The sequence below is a fragment of the Blastococcus sp. PRF04-17 genome (assembly GCF_023016265.1).
Classification (GTDB): domain Bacteria; phylum Actinomycetota; class Actinomycetes; order Mycobacteriales; family Geodermatophilaceae; genus Blastococcus_B.
Map to the genome: position 1 here is coordinate 3,739,222 of NZ_CP095412.1, position 25,206 is coordinate 3,764,427.

Consider the following 25,206-nt stretch of genomic DNA (forward strand, 5'->3'; position numbering starts at 1 on the left):
GCGAGGAGAAGTAGTGACCGACCCCCGCGAGCCCTTCGAGACCGACAGCACGGTCGAAGGCGTCACCGCCACCGACCTCGACGACGCGCGCTTCGACGACCGCGGCTCCGTCGACGTCGAGACCGGCGCCGACGAGACCGGCGCGGCCGAGGGCTCCAGCGACACCGCGGACCTCGCCGCGGGCCCGACCATCGCCGACGGCGAGACCGCCGACGTGACACCCGACGTCGAGAGCGGCGACCCCGACAGCCTGGCCGCCGATCCGCTGGCCGCGCCCGCCGCCGGCACCGACGTGCCGGCCGCGGAGGACGAGGACCCCGTCGAGGCGATGAAGAAGGCGCTGCGCATCGCGCCCGGCGACTGGTACGTCGTCCACTCGTACGCCGGTTACGAGAACAAGGTGAAGACCAATCTCGAGGCGCGCATCCAGTCCCTCGACGTGGAGGACTACATCTACCAGATCGAGGTGCCCACCGAGGAGGTCACCGAGATCAAGAACGGCAAGCGGGCGCAGGTCAACCGCAAGGTCCTGCCCGGCTACCTGCTCGTCCGCATGGAGCTCAACGACGAGTCGTGGGGCGCCGTCCGGAACACTCCCGGTGTCACCGGCTTCGTCGGCGCGACCTCCCGCCCCTCACCGCTGACCATCGACGAGGTCGTGAAGATCCTCGTCCCGGCGACCGCGCCGCAGGCCACGCGCGCCACCGGTGCCGAGACCGCCGCCGGGACTGCCGCGGCCCCCGCTGCTGTTGTCGACTTCGAGGTCGGCGAGTCGGTGACGGTCATGGACGGTCCGTTCGCGACGCTGCCGGCCACCATCAACGAGATCAACGCCGAGCAGCAGAAGCTGCAGGTGCTGGTCTCGATCTTCGGCCGCGAGACCCCCGTCGAGCTGTCGTTCAGTCAGGTCCAGAAAATCTGACCCGGTTCTCGCCCAGGACCTGATCAGCAGAGATAGAAGGAAGTCATGCCCCCCAGGAAGCGGTTGACCGCGGTCATCAAGCTCCAGATCAACGCCGGTGCGGCGACCCCCGCGCCGCCCGTCGGTCCGGCGCTCGGCCAGCACGGCGTCAACATCATGGAGTTCTGCAAGGCCTACAACGCCGCGACCGAGTCGCAGCGCGGCAACGTGATCCCGGTCGAGATCTCGGTCTTCGAGGACCGGTCGTTCACGTTCGTCACCAAGACCCCGCCGGCCGCGCGCATGCTGCTCAAGGCCGCCGGCGTCGACAAGGGCTCGGGCGAGCCGCACAAGACGAAGGTCGCGACGGTCACCCGTGACCAGGTCCGCGAGATCGCCCAGACCAAGATGGCCGACCTGAACGCCAACGACCTCGACCAGGCCGAGAAGATCATCGCCGGCACCGCCCGGTCGATGGGCATCACCGTCACGGGCTGACACGGCCCCTGCACGACCCGAACAGTGGGAGGGCCCGCCAGGCCCGTTCACCACGCGACCGGGGCACGGTCACGAGGACAGCGCCCCCGGAGAGGAATCCACCATGGCGAAGCACGGCAAGAAGTACCGCTCCGTGGCCGACAAGGTCGACCGCGACACCCTGTACAGCCCGCTCCAGGCCGCGAAGCTGGCCAAGGAGACGTCGACGACCTCCTACGACGCCACCGTCGAGGTGGCCATGCGGCTGGGCGTCGACCCCCGCAAGGCCGACCAGATGGTCCGCGGCACCGTGAACCTGCCGCACGGCACCGGCAAGACCGCCCGGGTCATCGTCTTCGCGACCGGTGACAAGGCCGCCGAGGCCGAGGCCGCCGGCGCCGACGTCGTGGGCTCCGACGACCTGATCGAGCGCATCCAGGGCGGCTTCCTCGACTTCGACGCGGCGATCGCGACCCCCGACCAGATGGCCAAGGTCGGCCGGATCGCCCGCATCCTCGGCCCCCGTGGCCTGATGCCGAACCCGAAGACGGGCACGGTGACGCCCGACGTCACCAAGGCCGTCAACGACATCAAGGGCGGGAAGATCAACTTCCGCGTCGACAAGCAGGCCAACCTGCACCTGGTCATCGGCAAGGTCTCGTTCGACGACGCCAAGCTGGTCGAGAACTACGCGGCCGCCCTCGACGAGGTGCTGCGCGCCAAGCCGTCCTCGGCCAAGGGCCGGTACCTGAAGAAGGTCACCGTCTCCACGACCATGGGCCCCGGCATCCCCGTCGACCCGAACCGCACGCGCAACATGCTGGTGGACGAGCCCACGGCCTGAGCAAGGACCCGTCCTCCGCACCCCTCGCAGGCTCGGGGCGAGCCTCTGGACGGGGCCACCACTCGGCTCCCAGGGCCCCGCAGCGCACGTCGCTGCGGGGCCCTCGCCGTCCGGGGCGCGAGCGCGTGTACCCTTGCCGACGTTCCCCCCAAGACCGCTGGTCGTCGCACGTCCGCGTGCGATCGAAGGTCCCGGAGTTCCGGGCGACCCGCGCAGGAGGACGGTACGAACGGTGGACGCGCATGCGTCCACGCTCGCCCCGTGCGCCTGCGCCGGGGCGTTTCTCGTCTCCTGGGCCTTGGATCGCCCGTCGTCGCGCAGCCTCCGGTGGTCGCCCGACCGACGAGAGGAGGCCCATGCCCACGCAGGCGAAGGCCGCGGTGATCGGCGAGATCACCGAGCGGTTCCAGAACTCGAGTGCGGCCGTGCTCACCGAGTACCGCGGGCTCACCGTGGCGCAGCTGACCCAGCTGCGTCGATCCCTCGGTGCGGGCAGCAGCTACGCCGTCGTCAAGAACACCCTGACGAAGCGGGCGGCGGACGAGGTCGGCTTCGGCGACCTGGCTCCGCTGCTCAACGGTCCCACCGCGATCGCCTTCATCGAAGGCGACCCGGTCGAGGCCGCCAAGGCCATCCGTGACTTCGCGCGCGCCAACCCGCTGCTCGTCGTCAAGGGCGGCGTGGTCGACGGCCGCACGGTCGACGCCTCCGAGGTCACCCGCCTCGCCGACGTCGAGCCCCGTGAGGTCCTGCTGGCCAAGCTGGCCGGCGCGATGAAGGGCAACCTGACCAAGGCCGCCGGCCTGTTCCAGGCCCCTCTGTCGCAGGTCGCCCGCCTGGCTGCCGCGCTCCAGGAGAAGAAGGCCGCCGACGCCCCGGCCGCCGAGGCTCCCGCCGCGGACGCCGACACCGCTGCTGCTGACACCACCCCCGAGACCGACGCCGAGACCGCTGACGCGGCCGGCGACGACTGATCCAGAAGGAGATAGACATGGCCAAGCTTTCCAGCGCTGAGCTGCTCGACGCGTTCAAGGAGATGACCCTCCTCGAGCTGTCCGACTTCGTGAAGCAGTTCGAGGAGACCTTCGAGGTCACGGCTGCCGCTCCGGTCGCCATGGCGGCCGCCCCGGCCGCCGGTGGCGGCGGTGGCGACGCCGGTGCCGGTGCCGCCGAGGAGCAGGACGAGTTCGACGTCATCCTCGAGGCCGCCGGTGACAAGAAGATCCAGGTCATCAAGGAGGTGCGCGGTCTGACCTCGCTCGGCCTCAAGGAGGCCAAGGACCTGGTCGACAACGCGCCGAAGCCGGTCCTCGAGAAGGTCGCCAAGGACGCCGCGGAGAAGGCCAAGGCCGCCCTCGAGGGCGCCGGCGCCACCGTCACCGTCAAGTGAAGGACCCCGCTGCCCCCCGCGCCTCGCCAGCTCGGCGCGGGACCTTGCAGCGGGGCCGTTCCAGGAACGTCGCCTAGCCGTTCCATCGCGTCACCAACAGGGGCCGTCCTCCTCCGGGAGGGCGGCCCTTGTTTCGTTCGGGTGACGGTCCCTCCACCAGGCGAATCCGTCCGCCTACCGAGGGTTCTGGTTGGAGATCCGGGTCACGGAAACCACGTGACACACGTAACCTGTTGTCCGCGTGGTCGTTACTCGTCAGTAGAAGCGGCTCGGCGTCGTCCGGATGCGGATGCGCCGGAGACGTCGGACACTGCCGGGGCTCGTCATCGCGACGGGGCGGGAACCCGGCGAAGAGGCCGGAGCGGGAGGGCAGGCAGTCGTGGGCGTCGCAGTTGAGGTCGAGGGTCTGACCAAGTCCTTCGGCAGCCAGAACATCTGGAGCGACGTCACCCTCACGTTGCCGCCCGGCGAGATCTCGGTGCTGCTCGGTCCCTCGGGCACCGGAAAGTCGGTGTTCCTGAAGTCGCTGGTCGGCCTGCTCAAGCCCGAGAAGGGCTCGATCGTCATCAACGACACCGACATCGTCCGGACCAGCGAGCACAAGCTCTACGAGATCCGGAAGCTGTTCGGCGTCCTGTTCCAGGACGGCGCTCTCTTCGGCTCGATGAACCTCTTCGACAACATCGCCTTCCCGCTGCGCGAGCACACGAAGAAGAGCGAGTCGGAGATCAGGTCGATCGTCCTCGAGAAGATGGACATGGTCGGCCTGCAGGGCGCCGAGGGGAAGCTGCCCGGCGAGATCTCCGGCGGCATGCGCAAGCGGGCCGGTCTGGCCCGCGCGCTGGTGCTCGACCCCGAGATCATCCTGTTCGACGAGCCCGACTCCGGTCTCGACCCCGTCCGCGTGGCCTACCTCAACCAGCTGATCGTCGACCTGAACGCGCAGATCGACGCCACGTTCCTGATCGTCACCCACGACATCGGCACCGCGCGCACGGTGCCCGACAACCTGGGGCTGCTGTTCCGCCGCAACCTGGTCATGTTCGGCCCCCGTGAACAACTGCTCACCTCGCAGGAGCCCGTCGTCCGGCAGTTCCTCAACGGCCGCCGCGAGGGGCCGATCGGCATGAGCGAGGAGAAGGACGTCGCGCAGGTCGAGGCCGAGATGAAGGCGCTCGAGGAACGGGGCGGTGACGCGCACAACGGCGTGGGGCCCAAGGGGGCCACCGGTGGGGACGCCGTCCCGCCGCAGTTGACGCCGACGGAGGGTCTGCCCGAACGCAAGGCGGAACGTCGCCGGCAGGAGCGGGTCGCCCGCATGCTGCACGAGTTCGACGAGGACACCCAGGAAGCGATCCGCCAGTCGCTGCCCGAGGACCTGCTCGCCCAGGTCGATTCAGGCGCGTTCCAGCCGACCCGGGGCACCGGTGGCCGGCACTGGGCACCGGAGGCCGACGCCCACGGCACGGAGGGACATCCACCGGCCGCCACCGCCACCGCCGTCCTCCCGCGTCAGGGGGTGAGGGGTGACGGCGACGGACGAGCCGAAGGCCCCCGGCCTCCTCGACGGCAAGTTCTCACCGACCCGCCCGCTGGCGGCGTCCGGCAACCTCTTCGCGTTCGCGCTCGACGTCATGAAGGCGCTGCCCAAGCGCCCGTTCCAGCTCCGCGAGTTCCTCCAGCAGGCGTGGTTCATCGCGAGCGTGACGATCATCCCGACCGCACTCGTCGCGATCCCCTTCGGTGCCGTCATCGCCCTGCAGCTCGGGTCGCTGACCCGTCAGCTCGGCGCCCAGTCGTTCACGGGGTCGGCCTCGGTGCTCGCGGTCCTGCGGGAGGCGAGCCCGATCGTGACGGCGCTGCTGATCGCCGGAGCCGGCGGCACCGCCATCTGCGCCGACCTCGGCGCCCGCAAGATCCGCGACGAGATCGACGCGATGGAGGTGCTGGGCATCAGCCCGATCCAGCGCCTCGTCGTGCCCCGGGTGCTGGCCTCCATGCTGATCGCCGTCCTGCTCAACGGCCTGGTGAGCGTCGTCGGCGTCGCGGGCGGCTACTTCTTCAACGTCGTCCTCCAAGGGGGCACGCCCGGCGCGTACCTGGCCTCGTTCAGCGCCCTGGCGCAGGTGGCGGACTTCTGGTCCGGTGAGATCAAGGCGCTGGTCTTCGGTCTGATCGCCGGCATCGTGGCCTCCTACAAGGGGCTGCGTGCCGGTGGTGGCCCCAAGGGCGTGGGCGACGCGGTGAACCAGTCCGTGGTCATCACCTTCCTGCTGCTGTTCGCGGTGAACTTCGTGATCACGGCCATCTACTTCCAGCTCGTACCACCGAAGGGGCAGTGATGGCGCTGCTCTCTCCGGTCGACCGGCTCAAGGTCGGCACCCGCCGGGTGGTCCGCAAGGTCTATCGCCCGCCGCTGAACACCCTCGACGACCTGGGCGACCAGATCGGCTTCTACGCGCGGGCGCTCGCCTGGACGCCCCGCACGCTGCGCCGCTACAAGAAGGAGACCTTCCGGCTGCTGGGCGAGGTCACCTTCGGCACCGGAGCCCTCGCCGTCATCGGCGGCACCGTCGGCGTCATCGCGTTCCTGTCGTTCTTCACCGGCACCGAGGTGGGTCTGCAGGGCTACGCGGCGCTGGACCAGCTGGGCACGTCGGCGTTCACCGGGTTCCTCTCCGCGTACTTCAACACCCGCGAGATCGCTCCCCTGGTCGCCGGGCTGGCGCTGTCGGCGACGGTCGGGTGCGGATTCACCGCGCAGATCGGGGCCATGCGGATCAACGAGGAGATCGACGCCCTCGAGGTGATGGGGGTGCCGTCGCTGCCGTTCCTGGTGACCACCCGGATCATCGCGGGCTTCATCGCGGTGATCCCGCTCTACGTGCTGGGGCTGCTGACCAGCTACTTCGCCACGCGCACCATCGCCACCAAGATGTACGGCCAGTCCGAGGGCACCTACGACCACTACTTCAACCTGTTCCTGCCACCGCAGGACGTCCTGTGGTCGTTCCTGAAGGTGCTGGTCTTCGCCGTCGTGATCATCCTGACCCACTGCTACTACGGCTACCGGGCCAGCGGCGGACCGGCGGGCGTGGGCCTGGCCGTCGGGCGTGCGGTGCGGTTCTCGATCGTGGCGGTCAACATCATCGACCTGTTCCTGTCCCTGGCCATCTGGGGCTCGACGACGACAGTGCGAATAGCGGGGTGACGGGGGAGTGAGCACGAGCAGAGGGCGGGTCATCCGCCGGCGCCTCCAGGGCGTGGCATTCCTCGTCGTCCTGGCGCTGCTGCTGGGCCTGGCGGTCGCGGCCTACCAGAAGGTCTTCACCGAGGTCGCACGGGTGACGCTGCAGACCGACACGGCCGGCAACCAGCTCCAGGAGGCCTCGGACGTGAAGGTCCGAGGGGTCATCGTCGGGGAGGTCCGCGAGGTCGAGGCCGCCGCCGACGGCGCCACCATCGAGCTGGCGATCAAGCCGGAGTACCTGGACCAGATCCCGGCCGACGTCACCGCCAGGCTGCTGCCCAAGACGCTGTTCGGCGAGCGTTTCGTCTCGCTGGTGCTGCCGGAGAACCCCGGACGGGAGCGGCTGGCCGACGGCGACGTGATCGGGCAGGACCGCACCGAGAACGCCATCGAGCTGCAGCGGGTCATCGACGACACCCTGCCGCTGCTGCAGGCCGTGCACCCCGACGACCTGTCGTTCACCCTCGGCGCGGTCGCCGACGCCCTGCGCGGGCGGGGCGACGACCTCGGCGCCAACCTGGCCGCGACCGGCGAGTACTTCGGCGAGATCAACACCGTCCTGCCGGAGCTGCAGGCCGACATCTCCGGCCTCGCCGACTTCGCCGAGACCTACCAGGGGGCCGCCGACGACCTGCTCGCGGTGCTCGACAACCTGGCCGTCACCAACGCGACGGTCGTCGACCAGGAGGAGCAGCTGCGGCGCACGTTCACCGTGGGCACCAGCTCGTCCAACGTGACCGCCGGCTTCCTCGAGCGCAACGAGCGCAACCTGATCTCCCTGGCGGAGACCTCCCGGCCCGTCCTCGGCCTGTTCGCCGAGTACTCGCCGATCTACCCGTGCCTGCTCGAGGGCCTGGCCAGGTCCGTGCCGCGGATCGGGGAGACCTTCGGTGCCGACGGCGACCCGGCGCTCAACCTGAACATCGTGTTCACCTTCCCACCGCGCAACCCGTACCAGCCCGGTGACCAGCCGGTCTACGCGGACAACTCCCCGCCGGACTGCCGCGGGCTGGACAACATCGATGCCGAGATCGCCCAGGCGCAGTCCGGCGAGTACTACTGCCCCTATCCGCCGAACGACGGCGTCGACTCACCGGAGAGCGCCGAGCGACCGGAGCCCGCCTGCTACCGCGGCGGTCCCGACGACGGTGGCAACCCGCCACCCAGCGCCTCCGGCCGGGCGGGACAGGCGATACCCGACGTCCTGGCCGGGTCGACGGCCGAACTCGACTTCGTCCGGAGCATCCTCGCCTACTCCCGGAACACCGAGCCCGAGCAGGTCTCCGAACTGGGCGCCGCGATGCTGGCGCCGATCCTGCGGGGAAGAGCGTGATGCTGCGATGAAGGGACAGCTGCGGGGCGTGGTCGGCCCGCTGGTGAAGCTGGTCGCGTTCGCCGTGGTGACCATCATGGCGTCGTACGTGCTGGTCTCAACGATCACCAACGCCGGCTACGGCGACCAGGTGACCTACAAGGCGCAGTTCTCCGACGTCGCCGGCCTGGTCGAGGGCGACGAGATCCGGATCGCCGGCGTCCGCGTCGGCCAGATCGTCGGCATCGGACTGGGCGAGGGCGACGAGCGCCCGGTCGCCGAGGTCGAGTTCGAGGTGAGCAAGGACGTGCCCCTGCCGGCGGCGGTCGAGGCCACCATCAAGTACCGCAACCTCGTCGGTCAGCGGTACATCGCGTTGACCGAGGGCGAGGGGTCAGGCGGGGACACGCTGGCGGAAGGCGCCGTCATCCCGCTGTCGCAGACGACGCCGCCCTCGACCTCACCGTCCTCTTCGGCGGCTTCCAGCCGTTGCTGCAGGCGCTCTCGCCGGCGGACATGAACCGGGTGTCGTTCGAGATCATCCAGGTGTTCCAGGGCGAGGGCGGCACCATGGAGAGCCTGCTCGCGCACGTCGGCTCGCTCACCAACAGCCTGGCCGACCGGGACGACGTCATCGGCAGCGTGATCGAGAACCTCACCACCGTCATGGGCACGCTCGCCGCCCGCGACCAGCAGCTCTCGGACCTGGTGGTCAGCCTCCAGCAGTTCGTCACCGGGCTGGCCTCCGACCGCGACGCGATCTTCGACTCCCTGGAGACGATCGACCGGCTCGCCGTCTCCACCAGTGGCTTCCTCGAGGACGCCAGGGCGCCGCTCGCCGCCGACATCCGGGCGCTCGGTGACCTGTCAGGCAATCTGGCCGACACCGGCGACCTGGTGGAGCGCTTCCTGCAGACGGCTCCGGTGAAGCTGGACCTCACCACCCGAACGGCGATCAACGGCAGCTGGTTCAACTTCTTCATGTGCCGTGCCGGGGGCACGGTGACGCTGCCCATCGGGCCGAACGGCCAGCCCGTCGCCGAGACCTTCGAGTTCGACAGCGGCGCGGAGGGGTGCAGCTGATGGCGCGCTCGAAGAACTTCCGCGACCGGAACCCGGTCACCGTCGGGGCGGTCAGCCTGACCGTCATCGCGGTGCTGGTGTTCCTCGCCTTCAACGCGCAGTCGCTCCCGCTCATCGGCGGCGGCACCGTCTACAAGGCGCAGTTCTCCGAGGCCGCCGGGCTGCAGGCCGACGACCCGGTCCGGGTGGCCGGCGTCAAGGTGGGGGAGGTGGAGAGCCTCGCTCTGGAGGACGGCGCGGTGACCGTCGAATTCCGGGTGAAGGACGCCTTCGTCGGTGACCGCTCGGAAGCGGCGATCAAGATCGAGACCGTCCTGGGCGCCAAGTACATCGCCCTGGTGCCGCGCGGCTCCGCGCCCCTCGACCCCGACGAGCGCATCCCGCTGGACCGGACGGCCTCGCCCTACGACGTCGTCGAGGCGTTCGCCGACCTGTCCTCGACGGTGCAGGACATCGACACCGCGCAGCTCGCGTCGAGCTTCGAGGTCCTCTCCGAGACCTTCGCCGACACCCCGGACGAGGTGCGCACGTCGCTGCAGGGGCTGGCCCGGTTGTCCGACACCATCGCCTCCCGGGACGCGCAGCTGCGCGAACTGCTCGCCGCGACCCGGCAGGTGACCGACGTCCTCGCCGACCGCAGCGGTGAGTTCAACCGGCTGATCCTCGACAGCAACACGCTGCTGCAGGAGGTCCAGGAGCGTCGCCAGCTGATCGACTCGATCCTGACCAGCACCCAGGAGCTCGCCCGCCAGCTCTCCGGCCTCGTCGCGGACAACCGCGAAGCACTCACGCCGGCCCTGCAGCAGCTGTCCCGGGTGACCGACATCCTGTCGCGCAACCGGGCGGCCCTGGGCGAGACCGTCAACCAGCTGGCCCCGTTCGTGCGGGTGTTCACCAACACCCTCGGCAACGGCCGCTGGTTCGACAGCTTCGTCAACGACCTGGTGCCCACCCTGGTGGGGGCGGCCGTCTGCTCCGCGGTCGAGACCCCCGTGACCGGCTGTACCCCGGGAGGACAGTGATGAGCGGCGCTGCGCAGCGCGGGGTCGCGATGGCGGCTGCACTGGTGCTGCTCGCGGCACTCGGCTGGACGATCCTGCGGCCGGCCGGGCAGTACCGGGTGACCGCCTGGTTCACCGAGACCGTCGGGCTGTACCCCGGGTCGGACGTGCGGGTGCTCGGCATCCCCATCGGGACGATCGACGACGTCGTGCCCATGGGGGACCGGGTGCTGGTGCAGATGAGCATCGACGACGACTACGACATCCCGGCCGACGCCGACGCCATCGTGCTGGCGCCCTCGCTGGTCTCCGACCGCTACGTGCAGTTCGCGCCGGTCTACGACGGGGGCCCGAAGATGGAGGACGGCGACGAGGTGCCGCTCGAGCGCACCGCGATCCCTGTGGAGCTCGACGCCGTCTACGGCGCCCTCGACGAGCTGTCCGACGCCCTGGGACCCAACGGTGCGAACAAGGACGGCGCCCTGTCGAACCTCGTGGACGTCGGCGCGGCGAACCTCGAGGGCAACGGAGAGGCGCTGAACCGCACCCTGAACGGCTTCTCGCAGGCGGTCGAGACCCTCGCCGAGAACCGCGACGACCTGTTCTCGTCGCTGGACAACCTGCAGACGTTCACCACCGCGCTGGCCACCATCGACGCGCAGGTGGGGCGGTTCAACGACAACATGGCCGCGGTCAGCCAGCTGCTCGCCGACGAGCGCGAGGACCTGAAGGAGGCCATCGCCCTGCTGTCCGACGCGCTCGGTGACGTGGCCGGCTTCGTCCGGGACAACACCACCCTGCTCACCACCAACGTCGACCGGCTGGCCGACATCACGCTCGTGCTGGTGCAGCAGCGGGCCAAGCTGGCCGAGGTGCTCGACGTCGCCCCGGCTGCGCTCGGCAACCTCGCCCGCGCGTACAACCCCGACTTCGGCACGCTGGACACCCGCGACAACGGCCTGGGCTCGCTGAACGCCGAGATCGTGGTCTGCGGGGCGCTGGCCCAGGTGGGCCGGGTGGACATCGAGGCCGACCTGCCGCTGCCTCTGCCGATCGACCCGACGCAGCCGCTGCCGCCTCTGCGGGACGCGGTCAACGAGATCTGCGCCCGGTTGCTGTCCGGGGACGCGAACGCCGACGGCGAGTTCGACGACCTCAACGGCAACGGCGTCCCGGACTACGAGGAGCTGCGGCAGGCGCTGCAGGGCCTCGGCGGTGGCGGCGGCGGTGGCGGTGGCGGCTCGCTGCCCGGCCTGCCGCAGGTCGTTCCGGTGGGTGCGCGATGAGCCGGCGTCTGCAGCGGATCGGCGCGCTCGCCGCCGGCGTGCTGCTGCTCGGCGGGTGCGGCTTCCGCGGGGCCTACTCGTTCAGCCTGCCCGGCGGTGCGGACACCGGCGACGACCCGTACACGGTCGAGATCGAGTTCCTCGACGTCCTGGACCTGGTGCCCCAGTCGGGGGTCCGCGTCGCCGACGTGCCCGTCGGCCGGGTCGAGGCGATCGAGCTCGACGAGGAGGACTGGACCGCGGTCGTGACCATCACGGTCAACCGGGACGTCGAGCTGCCCGCCAACGCGGTCGCGGCGATCCAGCAGTCCTCGCTCCTGGGCGAGAAGTACGTGGAGCTGGCGCCTCCGGGCAACGAGGAGCCGCGGGGTCGGCTGGACGACGACGACCGGATCACCCTCGACCGCACCAACCGCAACGTGGAGGTCGAGGAGCTGCTCGGCGCGCTCTCCCTGGTGCTCAACGGCGGCGGTCTGGCGCAGCTCCAGACGATCAACCGGGAGCTCGGCGACGCGCTCGAGGGCCGGGAGCAGGAGCTGAAGGACACCCTCCGCCAGCTCGACACCTTCATCGGCGGGCTCGACGCGCAGAAGGAGGAGATCAACCGGGCGCTGCAGCGGGCCGACGAGCTGACCGCCACCCTCGCCGCCCGCACCGCGACGATCGAGGGCGCGCTGGACACGATCGGTCCGGGCCTCGACGTCATCAACCAGCAGCGCGACCTGCTCGTGTCGATGCTCGAGGGCCTCGCCCGGCTCGGCGACGTCGGCACCCGCATCATCGCCGAGTCGGCCGCCAACACCGTGGAGGACCTCAAGCTCCTGCAGCCGATCCTCACCCAGCTCGCGGCGGCCGGCCCCAACCTGGGGCGTTCGCTGGAACTGCTGCTCACCTATCCCTTCCCGGACAGTTCCCTCACGGCGCTGAACTACCGCCAGGCACAGGGCGGCGGGGTCGCGCTGTTCACCAACATGACCGCCACCCTCGACCTCGACCTGACGCACCTGTTCTGCCGGTACGTCGTCGACCAGACGGGTGCGGTCATCGAGTTGCCGCTCGAGGAGGCCCTCACCCAGGGCCGGTGCGGCGTCGAGGGCGGCACGGCGCAGGCGGCCGGCGGCGGGTCCGGCGGGTCCGGCGGGTCGGGGTCCACCTCGTCGTCGAGCGGGGGGCCGTCGGTCCTCGACGGCATCGAGGGGCAGATCGTCGAGCAGGTCCCCGGCGCCGGCTCGGCGGACAACCCGGTCGGCATGCCGTCGTTGCCGGAGGTGACCCAGTGATCACCCGCAGCACCAAGGTCAAGCTGCTGGCCTTCGCCGTCCTGGCGGTGGTGGGCATGGCCTACCTCGGCTTCAAGTACGTGGGGCTCGACCGGGTGCTGCTCGGTGGCGGCTACGCCGTCGCGGCCGACTTCCGGGACTCCGGCGGCATCTTCGTCAACGCCGAGGTCACCTACCGCGGCGTGGAGGTCGGCCGGGTCACGGACATGGAGCTGGTGGGCGACGGCGTCCGCGTCGAGCTGCGCATCGATCCGGGCGCCGATCCGATCCCCGCCGACACCGAGGCCGTGGTCGCCACCCGCAGCGCGGTGGGGGAGCAGTACGTCATCCTCCGGCCGACCGGCGACGGGGAGCCCTACTTGCAGGACGGCGACGTCATCCCGCAGGAGCGCACCAGCATCCCGGTCCCGGTGGAGCAGATGCTGCTCAACCTCGACGAGTTCGTGGGCTCGATCGACCAGGAGAACCTGCGGATCGTCATCGAGGAGCTCGGCAAGGCGTTCGAGGGATCCGGGGACGACCTGGGGCGCCTCATCGACAACGGCGACCTGCTCCTCGCGCGCGCCCAGGAGTCGCTGCCCCAGACGCTGCAGCTGATCACCGACGGCCAGACGGTGCTCGACACGCAGCGCGACAGCCGCTCGGCGATCCGCCAGTGGGCCGAGGACCTGCGGCTGGTCACGGACACCCTGGTCGAGATGGATCCCGACCTGCGCAGCATCGTGGTCAACGCGCCCGATGCGGGGGAGGCCCTCGAGGGGCTGGTCGAGAACGCCGGCCCGGGCCTGGGTTCGCTGGTGCGCAACCTCGACATCCTCAACCGGGTGCAGATCCCGCGCCTCGACGGCATCCAGCAGATGCTGGTCACCTATCCCGACGCCGTGACCGGTGGCTTCACCGTGGTGCGGCGGGACGAGGACGGCGTGCTGCGCTCGCACTTCGGCTTCGTGCTCAACGCCGGAGAGCCGCACGCCTGCGCCACCGGGTACGTGCCGACGACGAGAACGCCCAGCCAGGGTGCCGTCGAGGCGGTCGACACCGACCGGGTCGCCTGCCGGGTGTACGACGGCGTCGACCCGAACCCGGGTGACGGCTACGACGAGAACGGCTCGAACATCCGCGGCGAGCAGAACATCGGCAGCGACGGCGGCCGCGGCGTGACCGAGCCGACCGAGCAGGTGCCCGGTGGTGGCGCTCCGAACCCCACCGCGCTCACCGAGCTGTTCGGCAGCCTGATCCACGCCTCGCCGATCGCCACGCTCACCGGCTGATCGGCCGATCAGCCACCCCGACGGGCTGAATTCTGCGGTGCGGACGGCCGCACGGGACCAAGGACAAGGAGAATCACGCGGGTGACGAGCGAAGCGCGGACGCGTCCGCCGGACGAGGAGGAGGCCAGCGCCGTGTCCAGCGCCTCGGCGGCCGACACCGAGCCCGAGGACGGGTCCACCGTCGCGGGGACACCCCGTGACCCCGACGGAGCCGTTCAGGGCCGGACCCGGGACCGCCGCAGCCGGCTCTCGCTGCCGCTGGTGCCGACGCTGGCGGTCCTGCTCGTGCTGCTCCTCGCCGCGGCCGCGTTCCTCTGGTTCACCCGTCCCGAGCCGTCGGAGATCCGCACCGGTGACTACGGCTCCGCGCTGCAGGCCGCGCGCTCGGGCGTCGTCGACCTGACGTCCTTCGACCACCTGACCCTGGACGACGACATCGAGCAGGCCCGCCGCGTGACCACCGGCGACCTGCGCGAGGAGTCGGTGGCCCAGCTCGAGGAGCGCCGGGCGGACATCCTGGCGCTCGAGGCCGTCGTGAACACCGAGGTGGTCGGTGCCGGCGTCATCCGCGCCGACGGCGAGGACGCCACGGTGATGCTGCTGATCCAGTCGACCCAGCAGAGCACCGGGAGCCCCCAGCCGCAGATCGTGCGCTACCGCATCGAGGTCACGCTGCAGAAGGAGGGCGAGCGCTGGCTGCTGTCCGGCATCACCGGGACCGAGACGGGGGTGCCGACCGATGAGTGACCTGCCCGGCGACCGGCCGCGCCCCACGCCGCGACCACGCCCCGCAGCCTCGCCGCGTCCGACGCCGCGTCCCCGCGTCGCCGGCAGCCGCCGGGAGCGGGAGGACACCGACGCCGTCCGCACCGACCGCGCGACGGCGCCGGCGCCTGCGGCGGAGGCCGTGGGCACGCCAGAGCCGGCGGCGCCCGCCCGGCCCGCTCCGACCGCCACCGCTCGTCCGCGCACGTCGCGGCCGGCGACGTCCCCCGACCGGAGCGCCACGGCCACTGCGCAGCGCGGGGCTCCGGCGCTGGTCCTGGTGCTGACGTTGCTGTGCCTGGTCGCCGCCGCGGGCGCCGGCTGGCTGCTCTGGCAGCGGCTGAACCCGAGTTCGGTCGACGTGTCGGTCCTGTCCGCCACGCGCAGCGGGATCGAGGCCGTCTACGCCTACGACTACAAGGACTCCGAGGGCAGCGTCCAGGGCAAGCTCGACGTCCTCACCGGCGACCTGCGGGAGCAGTACGAGAAGGACCTCACCGAGGGCGGGATCATCGACACCTACGAGCAGGTGTCGGCGACCACCCGCTACGAGGTCCTCGACGTCGGGCTGCAGCGGATCAACGACGCGCAGGACACCGCCACCCTCGTCGTCTTCGGGCAGTACGTCGTCGAGTCGGTGAACAGCGGCACCCAGGAGGCGCCTCAGGGGTCGGAGTGCCAGGTCACGCCCAGCGGCGCGCAGGCCTGCCAGCAGACCGTCCAGGTCACCGTCGTCGACGTCGACGGCGAGTGGAAGATCAGCGAGCTCACGCTCTTCTGACGCCCGGCGCGTTCCGCCCCGGAGAATCCGGTGCGGCGTGGCATTCCGGACCAGGGCACCGGACTGGCATCATGGTCCGCGCACGCCCCACTGCAGCCCCGCTCGACGCGGCGCGGTCCCCGGGATGTGGCACCGGTCGCACCGGGCCCCCCGGCGTGGACAGCGCGACCGAGCAGGGGTAGGGTCTCCTGTTGCGCTGCCCTCTGACTGCCTGCCCGCCGAGACGGGTCACCAGGGGTGCCCGGGGAGGTCCCGGACACCCGTCTGGCCGGCCTCTCGGGACGTCGGACAGGCGATGTGGACAGCCCGCCCCTACCGACGACGACCCCGCACAGTCCCGCCCGCACGTCGTGAGGTCCTTGGAAGGACGCATCTTGGCAGGCTCTCGCCCCACCAGCATCAACCCCAGCACCACCGAGTCCCCCAGCACCCGCACCACCCCGCAGCCCCAGTCCGGCCCCCGCACCGGTGAGGCCGACCAGCAGAAGATCCCCGGAGCCCCGCTCCGCGTCTCCTTCGCGAAGATCTCCGAGCCGCTCGAGGTCCCGGATCTGCTGGCCCTGCAGACCGCCTCGTTCGACTGGCTGATCGGCAGCCCCGAGTGGCGGGCCACCCTCTCGCCCGAGGAGCAGGAGTCCGCGGTCGGCGGCCTCGCCGAGATCCTCGAGGAGATCAGCCCGATCGAGGACTTCAGCGGCTCGATGTCGCTGTCCTTCTCCAACCCGCGCTTCGAGGACGTCAAGGCGTCCCTCGAGGAGTGCAAGGACAAGGACATGACCTACGCGGCCCCGCTGTTCGTGACCGCCGAGTTCATGAACAACACCACCGGTGAGATCAAGAGCCAGACGGTGTTCATGGGCGACTTCCCGATCATGACGAACAAGGGCACCTTCGTCATCAACGGGACCGAGCGCGTCGTCGTCTCCCAGCTGGTCCGCAGCCCGGGCGTGTACTTCGACAAGACCCTGGACAAGACGTCGGACAAGGACGTCTTCAGCGCCAAGGTCATCCCGAGCCGCGGCGCGTGGCTGGAGTTCGACGTCGACAAGCGCGACACCGTCGGCGTCCGCATCGACCGGAAGCGCCGCCAGCCGGTCACCGTGCTGCTCAAGGCGCTGGGCTGGACCGAGGACCGCATCCGCGAGCACTTCCAGTGGTCGCCGACCGTCCTCGCCACGCTGGAGAAGGACCACATCGCCGGGCAGGACGAGGCCCTGCTCGACATCTACCGCAAGCTGCGGCCGGGCGAGCCGCCCACGCGCGAGTCGGCGCAGGCGCTGCTGGAGAACCTCTTCTTCAACCCCAAGCGCTACGACCTGGCCAAGGTCGGCCGGTACAAGGTCAACAAGAAGCTGGGCGTCTCGGTGCCGCAGGGCACGAGCACGCTGACCGAGGACGACATCGTCGCCACCATCGAGTACGTCGTGCGGTTGCACGCCGGCGAGCCCGAGCACGGTGTCGACGACATCGACCACTTCGGCAACCGGCGCCTGCGCACCGTCGGCGAGCTGATCCAGAACCAGATCCGGGTCGGTCTCTCCCGCATGGAGCGCGTGGTCCGCGAGCGGATGACGACCCAGGACGTCGAGGCGATCACGCCGCAGACGCTGATCAACATCCGGCCGGTCGTCGCCTCCATCAAGGAGTTCTTCGGCACCAGCCAGCTGTCCCAGTTCATGGACCAGACCAACCCGCTCGCGGGTCTGACCCACAAGCGCCGCCTGTCGGCCCTGGGTCCCGGTGGTCTGTCCCGTGAGCGGGCCGGCATGGAGGTCCGCGACGTGCACCCGAGCCACTACGGCCGGATGTGCCCGATCGAGACGCCGGAAGGCCCGAACATCGGCCTGATCGGTTCGCTGTCGGCGTTCGGCCGGGTCAACGCCTTCGGCTTCATCGAGACGCCGTACCGCAAGGTCGAGAACGGTGTGGTCACCGACTCCATCGACTACCTCACCGCTGACGAGGAGGACCGCTTCGTCGTCGCGCAGGCCAACTCGCCGCTGGACGCCCAGGGTCGGTTCGCCGAGGACCGCGTCCTGGTCCGCACCAAGGGCGGCGAGGTGGACTACCTCGCGCCGGAGAACGTCGACTACATGGACGTCTCGCCGCGGCAGATGACCTCGGTCGCCACCGCGATGATCCCGTTCCTCGAGCACGACGACGCCAACCGCGCGCTCATGGGCGCGAACATGCAGCGTCAGGCCGTCCCGCTGCTGCGCAGCGAGGCGCCGCTGGTCGGCACGGGCATGGAGCTGCGTGCCGCCGTCGACGCCGGCGACGTCGTCGTGGCCGAGAAGGCCGGTGTGGTCGAGGACTCCACCGCCGACTACGTCACCGTCATGGCCGACGACGGCACCCGGCAGACCTACCGGCTGCTGAAGTTCCGCCGCTCGAACCAGGGGACGTCGATCAACCAGTCCCCGGTGGTCGAGGAGGGCCAGCGGGTCGAGGTCGGCCAGGTCATCGCCGACGGCCCGTGCACCGACCAGGGCGAGATGGCGCTGGGCAAGAACCTGCTCGTCGCCTTCATGCCGTGGGAGGGCCACAACTACGAGGACGCGATCATCCTGTCGCAGCGCCTCGTGCAGGACGACGTCCTGTCCTCGATCCACATCGAGGAGTTCGAGGTCGACGCCCGCGACACCAAGCTCGGTGCCGAGGAGATCACCCGGGACATCCCGAACGTCTCCGAGGAGGTCCTCGCCGACCTCGACGAGCGCGGCATCATCCGCATCGGTGCCGAGGTCGTCCCCGGCGACATCCTCGTCGGCAAGGTCACGCCCAAGGGCGAGACCGAGCTGACCCCGGAGGAGCGGCTGCTCCGTGCGATCTTCGGCGAGAAGGCGCGCGAGGTCCGCGACACGTCGCTGAAGGTCAAGCACGGCGAGTCCGGCAAGGTCATCGGCGTCCGCGTGTTCTCCCGCGAGGACGGCGACGAGCTGCCCGCCGGCGTCAACGAGCTGATCCGGGTCTACGTCGCGCAGATGCGCAAGATCTCCGACGGCGACAAGCTCGCCGGCCGCCACGGCAACAAGGGCGTCATCTCGAAGATCCTGCCGCAGGAGGACATGCCGTTCCTCGAGGACGGCACCCCGGTCGACATCGTCCTCAACCCGCTCGGTGTGCCCGGCCGCATGAACGTCGGCCAGGTGCTCGAGACCCACCTCGGGTGGGTCGCCAAGCAGGGGTGGCAGGTCGAGGGGAACCCGGAGTGGGCGGCCAACCTGCCCGACGCCGCGAAGTCGGCGGGCCCCGGCACCCGGACCGCGACGCCGGTCTTCGACGGCGCCAAGGAGGACGAGATCATCGGCCTGCTCGGCTCGACGACCCCGAACCGGGACGGCGAGCGGATGGTCAAGGAGACCGGCAAGGCGCGGCTGTTCGACGGCCGCTCCGGCGAGCCGTTCCCCGAGCCGATCTCCGTGGGGTACGTCTACATCCTGAAGCTGCTGCACCTGGTCGACGACAAGATCCACGCCCGCTCGACCGGCCCCTACTCGATGATCACGCAGCAGCCGCTGGGTGGTAAGGCGCAGTTCGGTGGCCAGCGGTTCGGCGAGATGGAGTGCTGGGCGATGCAGGCCTACGGCGCGGCCTACGCGCTGCAGGAGCTGCTCACCATCAAGTCCGACGACATCCTGGGACGCGTCAAGGTCTACGAGGCGATCGTCAAGGGCGAGAACATCCCCGAGCCGGGCATCCCGGAGTCGTTCAAGGTGTTGCTCAAGGAGCTGCAGTCGCTCTGCCTCAACGTCGAGGTGCTGTCCGGCGACGGGCAGGCGATCGAGCTGCGCGACACCGACGACGAGGTCTTCCGGGCCGCGGAGGAGCTGGGCATCGACCTGTCCCGCCGCGAGCCGTCCTCGGTCGAAGACGTCTGAGATTCCGCGCCGGGTTTTGCTCCGCAAGCTCCGCAAAACCCGGCGCGGCCAGAACTCACAAACAAAGAACAAAGCTCTGACTAGCCCCGGAAAGGGGTCATCAACTTGCTGGACGTCAACTTCTTCGACGAGTTGCGCATCGGCCTGGCCACCGGCGACGACATCCGCCAGTGGTCGCACGGTGAGGTGAAGAAGCCCGAGACCATCAACTACCGGACCCTGCGTCCGGAGAAGGACGGTCTCTTCTGCGAGAAGATCTTCGGTCCCACCCGGGACTGGGAGTGCTACTGCGGTAAGTACAAGCGGGTCCGGTTCAAGGGCATCATCTGCGAGCGCTGCGGCGTCGAGGTGACCCGGGCCAAGGTCCGTCGCGAGCGCATGGGCCACATCGAGCTCGCCGCTCCGGTGACCCACATCTGGTTCTTCAAGGGTGTCCCCTCGCGCCTGGGCTACCTGCTCGACCTGGCGCCCAAGGACCTCGAGAAGATCATCTACTTCGCGGCCTACCTGATCACCTCGGTCGACGACGAGGCGCGCCACCGCGACCTCCCGACCATCGAGGCCGAGATCAGCGCCGAGAAGTCCAACCTCGAGGGGCGGCGCGACGCCGACGTCGAGGCGCGGCAGCAGAAGCTCGAGGCCGACCTGGCCGAGCTGGAGGCGGAGGGCGCCAAGTCCGACGTCCGCCGCAAGGTGCGCGAGGGCGGCGAGCGCGAGATGCGCCAGCTGCGCGACCGGGCCCAGCGCGAGATCGACCGCCTCGAGGAGGTGCTCGACACCTTCCGCAAGCTGGAGGTCAAGCAGCTCATCGCCGACGAGGGCCTCTACCGCGAGCTGCGCGACCGCTTCGGTGAGTACTTCGAGGGCGGCATGGGCGCCGCGGCGCTGCAGAAGCTGCTCGCCGACTTCGACCTCGACGCCGAGGCCGCCTCGCTGCGCGAGACCATCCGCAGCGGCAAGGGCCAGCGCAAGCTGCGGGCGCTCAAGCGGCTGAAGGTCGTCGCGGCCTTCCAGCAGACCCGCAACTCGCCGATGGGCATGGTGCTGGACTGCGTCCCGGTCATCCCGCCGGACCTGCGCCCGATGGTGCAGCTCGACGGTGGCCGCTTCGCGACCAGCGACATGAACGACCTCTACCGCCGCGTCATCAACCGGAACAACCGGCTGAAGCGTCTGCTCGACCTCGGCGCCCCCGAGATCATCGTGAACAACGAGAAGCGGATGCTCCAGGAGTCCGTCGACGCGCTGTTCGACAACGGCCGTCGGGGCCGGCCGGTCACCGGCCCGGGCAACCGTCCGCTGAAGTCCCTGAGCGACCTGCTCAAGGGCAAGCAGGGCCGGTTCCGCCAGAACCTGCTCGGCAAGCGCGTCGACTACTCGGGCCGTTCGGTCATCGTCGTCGGCCCGCAGCTGAAGCTGCACCAGTGCGGCCTGCCCAAGCAGATGGCCCTGGAGCTGTTCAAGCCCTTCGTCATGAAGCGGCTGGTCGACCTCAACCACGCGCAGAACATCAAGTCCGCCAAGCGGATGGTCGAGCGGGCCCGCCCGGTCGTGTGGGACGTGCTGGAGGAGGTCATCACCGAGCACCCGGTGCTGCTCAACCGCGCGCCCACGCTGCACCGCCTGGGCATCCAGGCCTTCGAGCCGCAGCTGGTCGAGGGCAAGGCCATCCAGATCCACCCGCTGGTCTGCACCGCGTTCAACGCGGACTTCGACGGTGACCAGATGGCGGTGCACCTGCCGCTGTCGGCCGAGGCGCAGGCCGAGGCCCGGATCCTGATGCTGTCGAGCAACAACATCTTGTCGCCGGCCGACGGTCGCCCGATCACCGCGCCGACCCAGGACATGGTGCTCGGCCTGTACCACCTGACGACCCTGGTGCCCTCGCGGCACGAGGCCGACGGTGGCACGCCCGCGGCCTACGCCTCGGCGGCCGAAGCCCTGATGGCCTTCGACATGGGCGCCCTGGCCCTGCAGGAGCGCGCGCTGATCCGCCTCGACGAGGTCTTCGACGTCGACAACGGCAAGGTCAACGACGCGTGGGAGCAGCCGGAGGACTGGACCCCCGGCCAGCCGGCCGTGGTGGAGACCAGCCTGGGACGGGTCCTGTTCAACGAGGCCCTGCCCGAGGACTACCGCTTCGTCAACTACCAGGTGCCGAAGAAGGAGCTCGGGGCGATCGTCAACGACCTCGCCGAGCGCTACCCCAAGGTCCAGGTCGCGGCGACCCTGGACGCCCTCAAGGCCGCCGGCTTCCGCTGGGCGACCCGCTCGGGCGTCACGATCGCCATCGACGACGTGGTGACCCCGCCGGTGAAGCGGGAGATCCTCGACCGGCACGAGGCCGAGGCCGCCAAGATCGAGAAGCAGTACGAGCGCGGCGTCATCACCGACGCCGAGCGTCGTGGCGAGCTGATCGAGATCTGGACCCGCGCGCGGGCCGAGGTCAGCCAGGCGATGGTGGACAACTTCCCGACCACCAACCCGGTCTGGGTCATGGTCAACTCGGGCGCCCGAGGCAACATGATGCAGATCAGCCAGATCGCCGGCATGCGTGGTCTGGTCGCCAACCCGAAGGGCGAGATCATCCCGCGGCCGATCAAGGCCAACTTCCGGGAGGGTCTGTCCGTGCTGGAGTACTTCATCTCCACGCACGGTGCCCGCAAGGGTCTGGCCGACACGGCGCTGCGCACCGCCGACTCCGGTTACCTCACCCGCCGGCTGGTCGACGTCTCGCAGGACGTCATCATTCGCGAGGAGGACTGCGGCACCGACCGCGGCGTCATCATGCCGATCGGCACCGTTGTCGACGGGGTCGTCACGCGTGACGCGCACGTGGAGACCAGCGTCTACGCCCGCGCCCTGTCCGCCGACGTGGTGGCCGAGGACGGGACGGTCATCGCCGAGGCGAACGCCGACCTGGGCGACGTCCTCATCCAGACGCTGATCGACGCCGGTGTGTCCGAGGTCAAGGTCCGCTGCGTGCTCACCTGCGAGTCGCTGCTGGGCACCTGCGCCACCTGCTACGGCCGGTCGCTGGCCTCCGGCAAGCTGGTGGACGTCGGCGAGGCGGTCGGCATCATCGCCGCCCAGTCCATCGGTGAGCCGGGTACCCAGCTGACGATGCGCACCTTCCACACCGGTGGTGTGGCCGGCGCGGACATCACGCACGGTCTGCCGCGTGTGGTGGAGCTCTTCGAGGCCCGCGTCCCCAAGGGCAAGGCCCCGATCGCCGAGCTGGCGGGCTCCGTCCGGATCGAGGACAGCGAGCAGTTCCGCAAGCTGACCATCACGCCGGACGACGGCTCCGACGAGGTCGTCTACGACAAGCTGTCGCGCCGCGCGCAGCTGCGGGTCGAGGACGGTGCACACGTCGAGGTCGGCGAGCAGCTCACCGAGGGTGCCGTCGACCCGCACGAGGTGCTGCGGATCATGGGCCCCCGCGAGGTGCAGCTGCACCTGGTCCGCGAGGTCCAGGAGGTCTACCGCTCGCAGGGTGTGTCGATCCACGACAAGCACATCGAGGTGATCATCCGCCAGATGCTGAAGCGGGTGACCATCATCGACTCGGGCGCCACGGAGTTCCTGCCGGGCGCGCTCGTCGAGCGGACGCTGTTCGAGACCGAGAACCGCCGCGTCGTCGCCGAGGGCGGCGAGCCGGCCTCGGCCCGTCCGGTGCTCATGGGCATCACCAAGGCCTCGCTCGCGACCGAGTCGTGGCTGTCGGCCGCCTCCTTCCAGGAGACGACCAAGGTGCTCACCGACGCCGCGATCCAGGGCAAGAGCGACAGCCTGCTCGGGCTCAAGGAGAACGTGATCATCGGCAAGCTGATCCCGGCGGGCACGGGCATCAGCCGCTACCGGAACATCACGGTCGAGCCGACCGAGGAGGCCCGCGCCGCGGTCTACACCATGGCCGGGTACGACGACGGGCAGTACTACAGCCCCGACGTCTTCGGTCAGGGCACCGGCGAGGCCGTGCGCCTCGAGGAGTACGACTGGCGGGGCTGAGCACCCTCCAGTGAGGAAGGGCCCCGTGGACCGTCAGGTCCGCGGGGCCCTTCCCCGTCCCGGGACACCCGGGCGATGATCAGGTCACCTGATCGTCGCGCGTCCTCCCTCGTGGTGGGCGGTCAGGGAGGACGCCGCGCGGTGAGGGAGGAGGCCGGCGCAGCCGCTCAGCCCGGCGAGGCGCTTCATGGTCTCCACGGTCCTCAGGCGGGCCTCGCGACTGCCGTCGAGCGGCTGCAGCATCAGCGTCGTCACGCCCGCCTCGGCGAAGGCTGCGATCCGCTCGGCCACGTAGGACTCCGGGCCGATGAGGGACGACGCCCGCACGAGCTCGTCGGGCACCGCGGCGGCCGCCTCGTCCTTCTTGCCGTCCAGGTAGAGGTCCTGGATGGTCTTCGCCTCGGCCTCGTAGCCGTAGCGCACGGCGAGGTCGTTGTAGAAGTTCTTGCCGCGGGCGCCCATGCCGCCGATGTAGAGGGCCAGCGCGGGGCGGACGAAGTCCAGCAGCGGCTCGACGTCGTCCCCGATGGCGACCGGCACCCCGGTGAGGACCTGCAGCTCGCCGAGGGCGGGGTCGCGCTTGGCGCGGCCGGCGGCCAGGGACTCGCCCCAGACCGCCGCCGCCTTCTCGGGTACGAAGAAGATCGGCTCCCACGCCTCGGCGATCTCGGCGGCCAGCTCCACGTTCTTCGGGCCGAGCGCCGCCAGCATCACGGGGATACGGTCGCGCACCGGGGTGTTGATCAGCTTGAGCGGCTTGCCCAGGCCGGTGCCCTCCTCCGGCGGCAGGGGGATCGTGTACTTCTTGCCGGAGTGGTCCAGTCGCTCCCGGCGCCACACCGAGCGGCAGATGTCGACGATCTCCCGGGTCCGCTGCAGCGGGGCGTCGTAGGGGACCCCGTGCCACCCCTCGATCACCTGGGGCCCCGAGGCACCCAGCCCGAGGGTGAACCGGCCGCCGGAGACGAAGTCCAGGCCGGCCGCGGTCATGGCCGTCAGTGCCGGCGTGCGGCTGTAGATGGGGAAGATGGCGCTCAGCAGCTCCACCCGCTCGGTCACCGCGGCCAGGTAGCCGAGTTGGCTGACCGCATCGAAGGTGTAGACCTCGGCCACGGCGGCGATGTCGAGGCCGGCGGCCTCGAGATCGCGGATCTCGGCCGCTGTCTCGTCGAACCCTCCGCTGTAACTGGCCTGGATGCCGATGCGCACGTGCCCTCCAAGGATCGCGGCGCCACCGTTGGCGCCAGCCGCACGCTATCGGGCGGGGGAGGGGCGCCTCCCGCCGCGCCGATGGAGATCCCCCGCAACCCAAGGGTTGCCGGTACCGTCGGCGCACCGCGCGGGCGGGAAGAGAACCGCCCGCGGCCCGGTTGACTCGGGTGTCGGCCGCCGTCGGGGGCCGACGGCCGCACTGTGGCCGACCACATGGGACCCGGTTTTGACCGGCTTCCAGGGCGCGGGTACTGTGGGCTGCTGTGCCCAGGGTGCCCTGGGCCTGCTCCCGTTCGCGGTGCGCCTGGGTGACCAGCATCTGGTCATCGGGGTCCACCCCCTGGCAGAAGCCGGAGGGTGGCGGCGCCGAGTCGCGAGGGGCAAACCGAGTCCGGTCCGTCATGGGCCGGTCCTGGGCCGGGCGACACGCCCGACCGCGTGGACCGGACGGTGAATGGTGG

The 25,206-nt window shown here is 70.3% G+C and carries 19 protein-coding genes and 1 pseudogene; 19 read left to right on the forward strand and 1 reads right to left on the reverse strand.

Annotated features, from left to right (window positions below; all coding sequences use genetic code 11):
* The first annotated feature begins 13 nt into the window (after nucleotides 1-13).
* The 19 genes and pseudogenes from nusG to MVA48_RS19060 all read left to right on the forward strand — a co-directional run bounded on the left by nusG (nucleotide 14) and on the right by MVA48_RS19060 (nucleotide 23,533).
* Nucleotides 14-922 (forward strand): transcription termination/antitermination protein NusG, encoded by a 909-nt coding sequence (gene nusG / locus MVA48_RS18970; RefSeq protein ID WP_246982483.1) that lies wholly within the window; start codon nucleotides 14-16, stop codon nucleotides 920-922.
* Nucleotides 923-967: 45 nt separating this feature from the next.
* Nucleotides 968-1,399 carry a 50S ribosomal protein L11 gene (gene rplK / locus MVA48_RS18975; RefSeq protein ID WP_246982485.1) on the forward strand — a complete coding sequence of 144 codons (432 nt, stop codon included), beginning with the start codon at nucleotides 968-970 and terminating at the stop codon, nucleotides 1,397-1,399.
* Between the two features lie 103 nt (nucleotides 1,400-1,502).
* Nucleotides 1,503-2,222 (forward strand): 50S ribosomal protein L1, encoded by a 720-nt coding sequence (gene rplA, locus MVA48_RS18980; RefSeq protein ID WP_246982487.1) that lies wholly within the window; start codon nucleotides 1,503-1,505, stop codon nucleotides 2,220-2,222.
* 356 nt (nucleotides 2,223-2,578) lie between these two features.
* Nucleotides 2,579-3,196 (forward strand): 50S ribosomal protein L10, encoded by a 618-nt coding sequence (rplJ, locus tag MVA48_RS18985; protein ID WP_246982489.1) that lies wholly within the window; start codon nucleotides 2,579-2,581, stop codon nucleotides 3,194-3,196.
* A gap of 17 nt (nucleotides 3,197-3,213) precedes the next feature.
* Complete coding sequence (rplL, locus tag MVA48_RS18990; protein ID WP_246982491.1) at nucleotides 3,214-3,612, forward strand: 50S ribosomal protein L7/L12; 399 nt, start codon at nucleotides 3,214-3,216, stop codon at nucleotides 3,610-3,612.
* Between the two features lie 289 nt (nucleotides 3,613-3,901).
* Nucleotides 3,902-4,435: pseudogene (locus MVA48_RS23815) on the forward strand (ABC transporter ATP-binding protein); the annotation flags it as partial.
* Between the two features lie 703 nt (nucleotides 4,436-5,138).
* Nucleotides 5,139-5,954 carry an MlaE family ABC transporter permease gene (locus tag MVA48_RS19000; RefSeq protein ID WP_246982492.1) on the forward strand — a complete coding sequence of 272 codons (816 nt, stop codon included), beginning with the start codon at nucleotides 5,139-5,141 and terminating at the stop codon, nucleotides 5,952-5,954.
* On the forward strand, nucleotides 5,954-6,823 hold the full coding sequence (locus tag MVA48_RS19005; protein WP_246982493.1) for an MlaE family ABC transporter permease: 870 nt from the start codon (nucleotides 5,954-5,956) through the stop codon (nucleotides 6,821-6,823). Before MVA48_RS19000 ends, MVA48_RS19005 begins: the two co-directional genes overlap by 1 nt.
* 7 nt (nucleotides 6,824-6,830) lie before the next feature.
* Nucleotides 6,831-8,195: an MCE family protein gene (locus MVA48_RS19010; RefSeq protein WP_246982494.1), complete on the forward strand. Its 1,365-nt coding sequence runs from the start codon at nucleotides 6,831-6,833 to the stop codon at nucleotides 8,193-8,195.
* Between the two features lie 7 nt (nucleotides 8,196-8,202).
* Nucleotides 8,203-8,694, forward strand: a complete 492-nt coding sequence (locus tag MVA48_RS19015; RefSeq protein WP_246982495.1) for an MlaD family protein — start codon at nucleotides 8,203-8,205, stop codon at nucleotides 8,692-8,694.
* Entirely contained in the window at nucleotides 8,664-9,257 is a 594-nt protein-coding gene (locus MVA48_RS19020; protein ID WP_246982496.1) for an MCE family protein, read from the forward strand. Before MVA48_RS19015 ends, MVA48_RS19020 begins: the two co-directional genes overlap by 31 nt.
* Complete coding sequence (locus MVA48_RS19025; protein WP_246982497.1) at nucleotides 9,257-10,279, forward strand: MCE family protein; 1,023 nt, start codon at nucleotides 9,257-9,259, stop codon at nucleotides 10,277-10,279. The genes MVA48_RS19020 and MVA48_RS19025 overlap by 1 nt, the downstream gene beginning before the upstream one ends.
* On the forward strand, nucleotides 10,279-11,544 hold the full coding sequence (locus MVA48_RS19030) for an MCE family protein (RefSeq protein WP_246982499.1): 1,266 nt from the start codon (nucleotides 10,279-10,281) through the stop codon (nucleotides 11,542-11,544). The genes MVA48_RS19025 and MVA48_RS19030 overlap by 1 nt, the downstream gene beginning before the upstream one ends.
* Nucleotides 11,541-12,824, forward strand: coding sequence for an MCE family protein (locus tag MVA48_RS19035; RefSeq protein WP_246982501.1), 1,284 nt, complete (start codon nucleotides 11,541-11,543; stop codon nucleotides 12,822-12,824). Before MVA48_RS19030 ends, MVA48_RS19035 begins: the two co-directional genes overlap by 4 nt.
* Nucleotides 12,821-14,095 (forward strand): MlaD family protein, encoded by a 1,275-nt coding sequence (locus tag MVA48_RS19040; RefSeq protein WP_246982503.1) that lies wholly within the window; start codon nucleotides 12,821-12,823, stop codon nucleotides 14,093-14,095. Before MVA48_RS19035 ends, MVA48_RS19040 begins: the two co-directional genes overlap by 4 nt.
* Nucleotides 14,096-14,176: 81 nt before the next feature.
* Nucleotides 14,177-14,842, forward strand: coding sequence for a hypothetical protein (locus tag MVA48_RS19045; protein ID WP_246982505.1), 666 nt, complete (start codon nucleotides 14,177-14,179; stop codon nucleotides 14,840-14,842).
* On the forward strand, nucleotides 14,835-15,641 hold the full coding sequence (locus MVA48_RS19050) for a hypothetical protein (protein WP_246982507.1): 807 nt from the start codon (nucleotides 14,835-14,837) through the stop codon (nucleotides 15,639-15,641). The genes MVA48_RS19045 and MVA48_RS19050 overlap by 8 nt, the downstream gene beginning before the upstream one ends.
* A gap of 374 nt (nucleotides 15,642-16,015) precedes the next feature.
* Entirely contained in the window at nucleotides 16,016-19,522 is a 3,507-nt protein-coding gene (gene rpoB, locus MVA48_RS19055; RefSeq protein WP_246982509.1) for a DNA-directed RNA polymerase subunit beta, read from the forward strand.
* Between the two features lie 105 nt (nucleotides 19,523-19,627).
* Complete coding sequence (locus tag MVA48_RS19060; RefSeq protein ID WP_246982511.1) at nucleotides 19,628-23,533, forward strand: DNA-directed RNA polymerase subunit beta'; 3,906 nt, start codon at nucleotides 19,628-19,630, stop codon at nucleotides 23,531-23,533.
* Between the two features lie 84 nt (nucleotides 23,534-23,617).
* Here the strand turns inward: MVA48_RS19060 and MVA48_RS19065 are convergent, their stop codons facing one another.
* Complete coding sequence (locus MVA48_RS19065) at nucleotides 23,618-24,742, reverse strand: LLM class F420-dependent oxidoreductase (RefSeq protein ID WP_246982513.1); 1,125 nt, start codon at nucleotides 24,740-24,742, stop codon at nucleotides 23,618-23,620.
* Between the last annotated feature and the right edge of the window lie 464 nt (nucleotides 24,743-25,206).

Bases quoted from the DNA above. Each gene is read 5' to 3' on its own strand.
- rplK (WP_246982485.1), top strand. From the start codon at position 968: ATGCCCCCCAGGAAGCGGTTGACCGCGGTCATCAAGCTCCAGATCAAC.
- rplA (WP_246982487.1), top strand. From the start codon at position 1,503: ATGGCGAAGCACGGCAAGAAGTACCGCTCCGTGGCCGACAAGGTCGAC.
- rplJ (WP_246982489.1), top strand. From the start codon at position 2,579: ATGCCCACGCAGGCGAAGGCCGCGGTGATCGGCGAGATCACCGAGCGG.
- rplL (WP_246982491.1), top strand. From the start codon at position 3,214: ATGGCCAAGCTTTCCAGCGCTGAGCTGCTCGACGCGTTCAAGGAGATG.
- MVA48_RS19005 (WP_246982493.1), top strand. From the start codon at position 5,954: ATGGCGCTGCTCTCTCCGGTCGACCGGCTCAAGGTCGGCACCCGCCGG.
- MVA48_RS19015 (WP_246982495.1), top strand. From the start codon at position 8,203: ATGAAGGGACAGCTGCGGGGCGTGGTCGGCCCGCTGGTGAAGCTGGTC.
- MVA48_RS19025 (WP_246982497.1), top strand. From the start codon at position 9,257: ATGGCGCGCTCGAAGAACTTCCGCGACCGGAACCCGGTCACCGTCGGG.
- MVA48_RS19030 (WP_246982499.1), top strand. From the start codon at position 10,279: ATGAGCGGCGCTGCGCAGCGCGGGGTCGCGATGGCGGCTGCACTGGTG.
- MVA48_RS19035 (WP_246982501.1), top strand. From the start codon at position 11,541: ATGAGCCGGCGTCTGCAGCGGATCGGCGCGCTCGCCGCCGGCGTGCTG.
- MVA48_RS19050 (WP_246982507.1), top strand. From the start codon at position 14,835: ATGAGTGACCTGCCCGGCGACCGGCCGCGCCCCACGCCGCGACCACGC.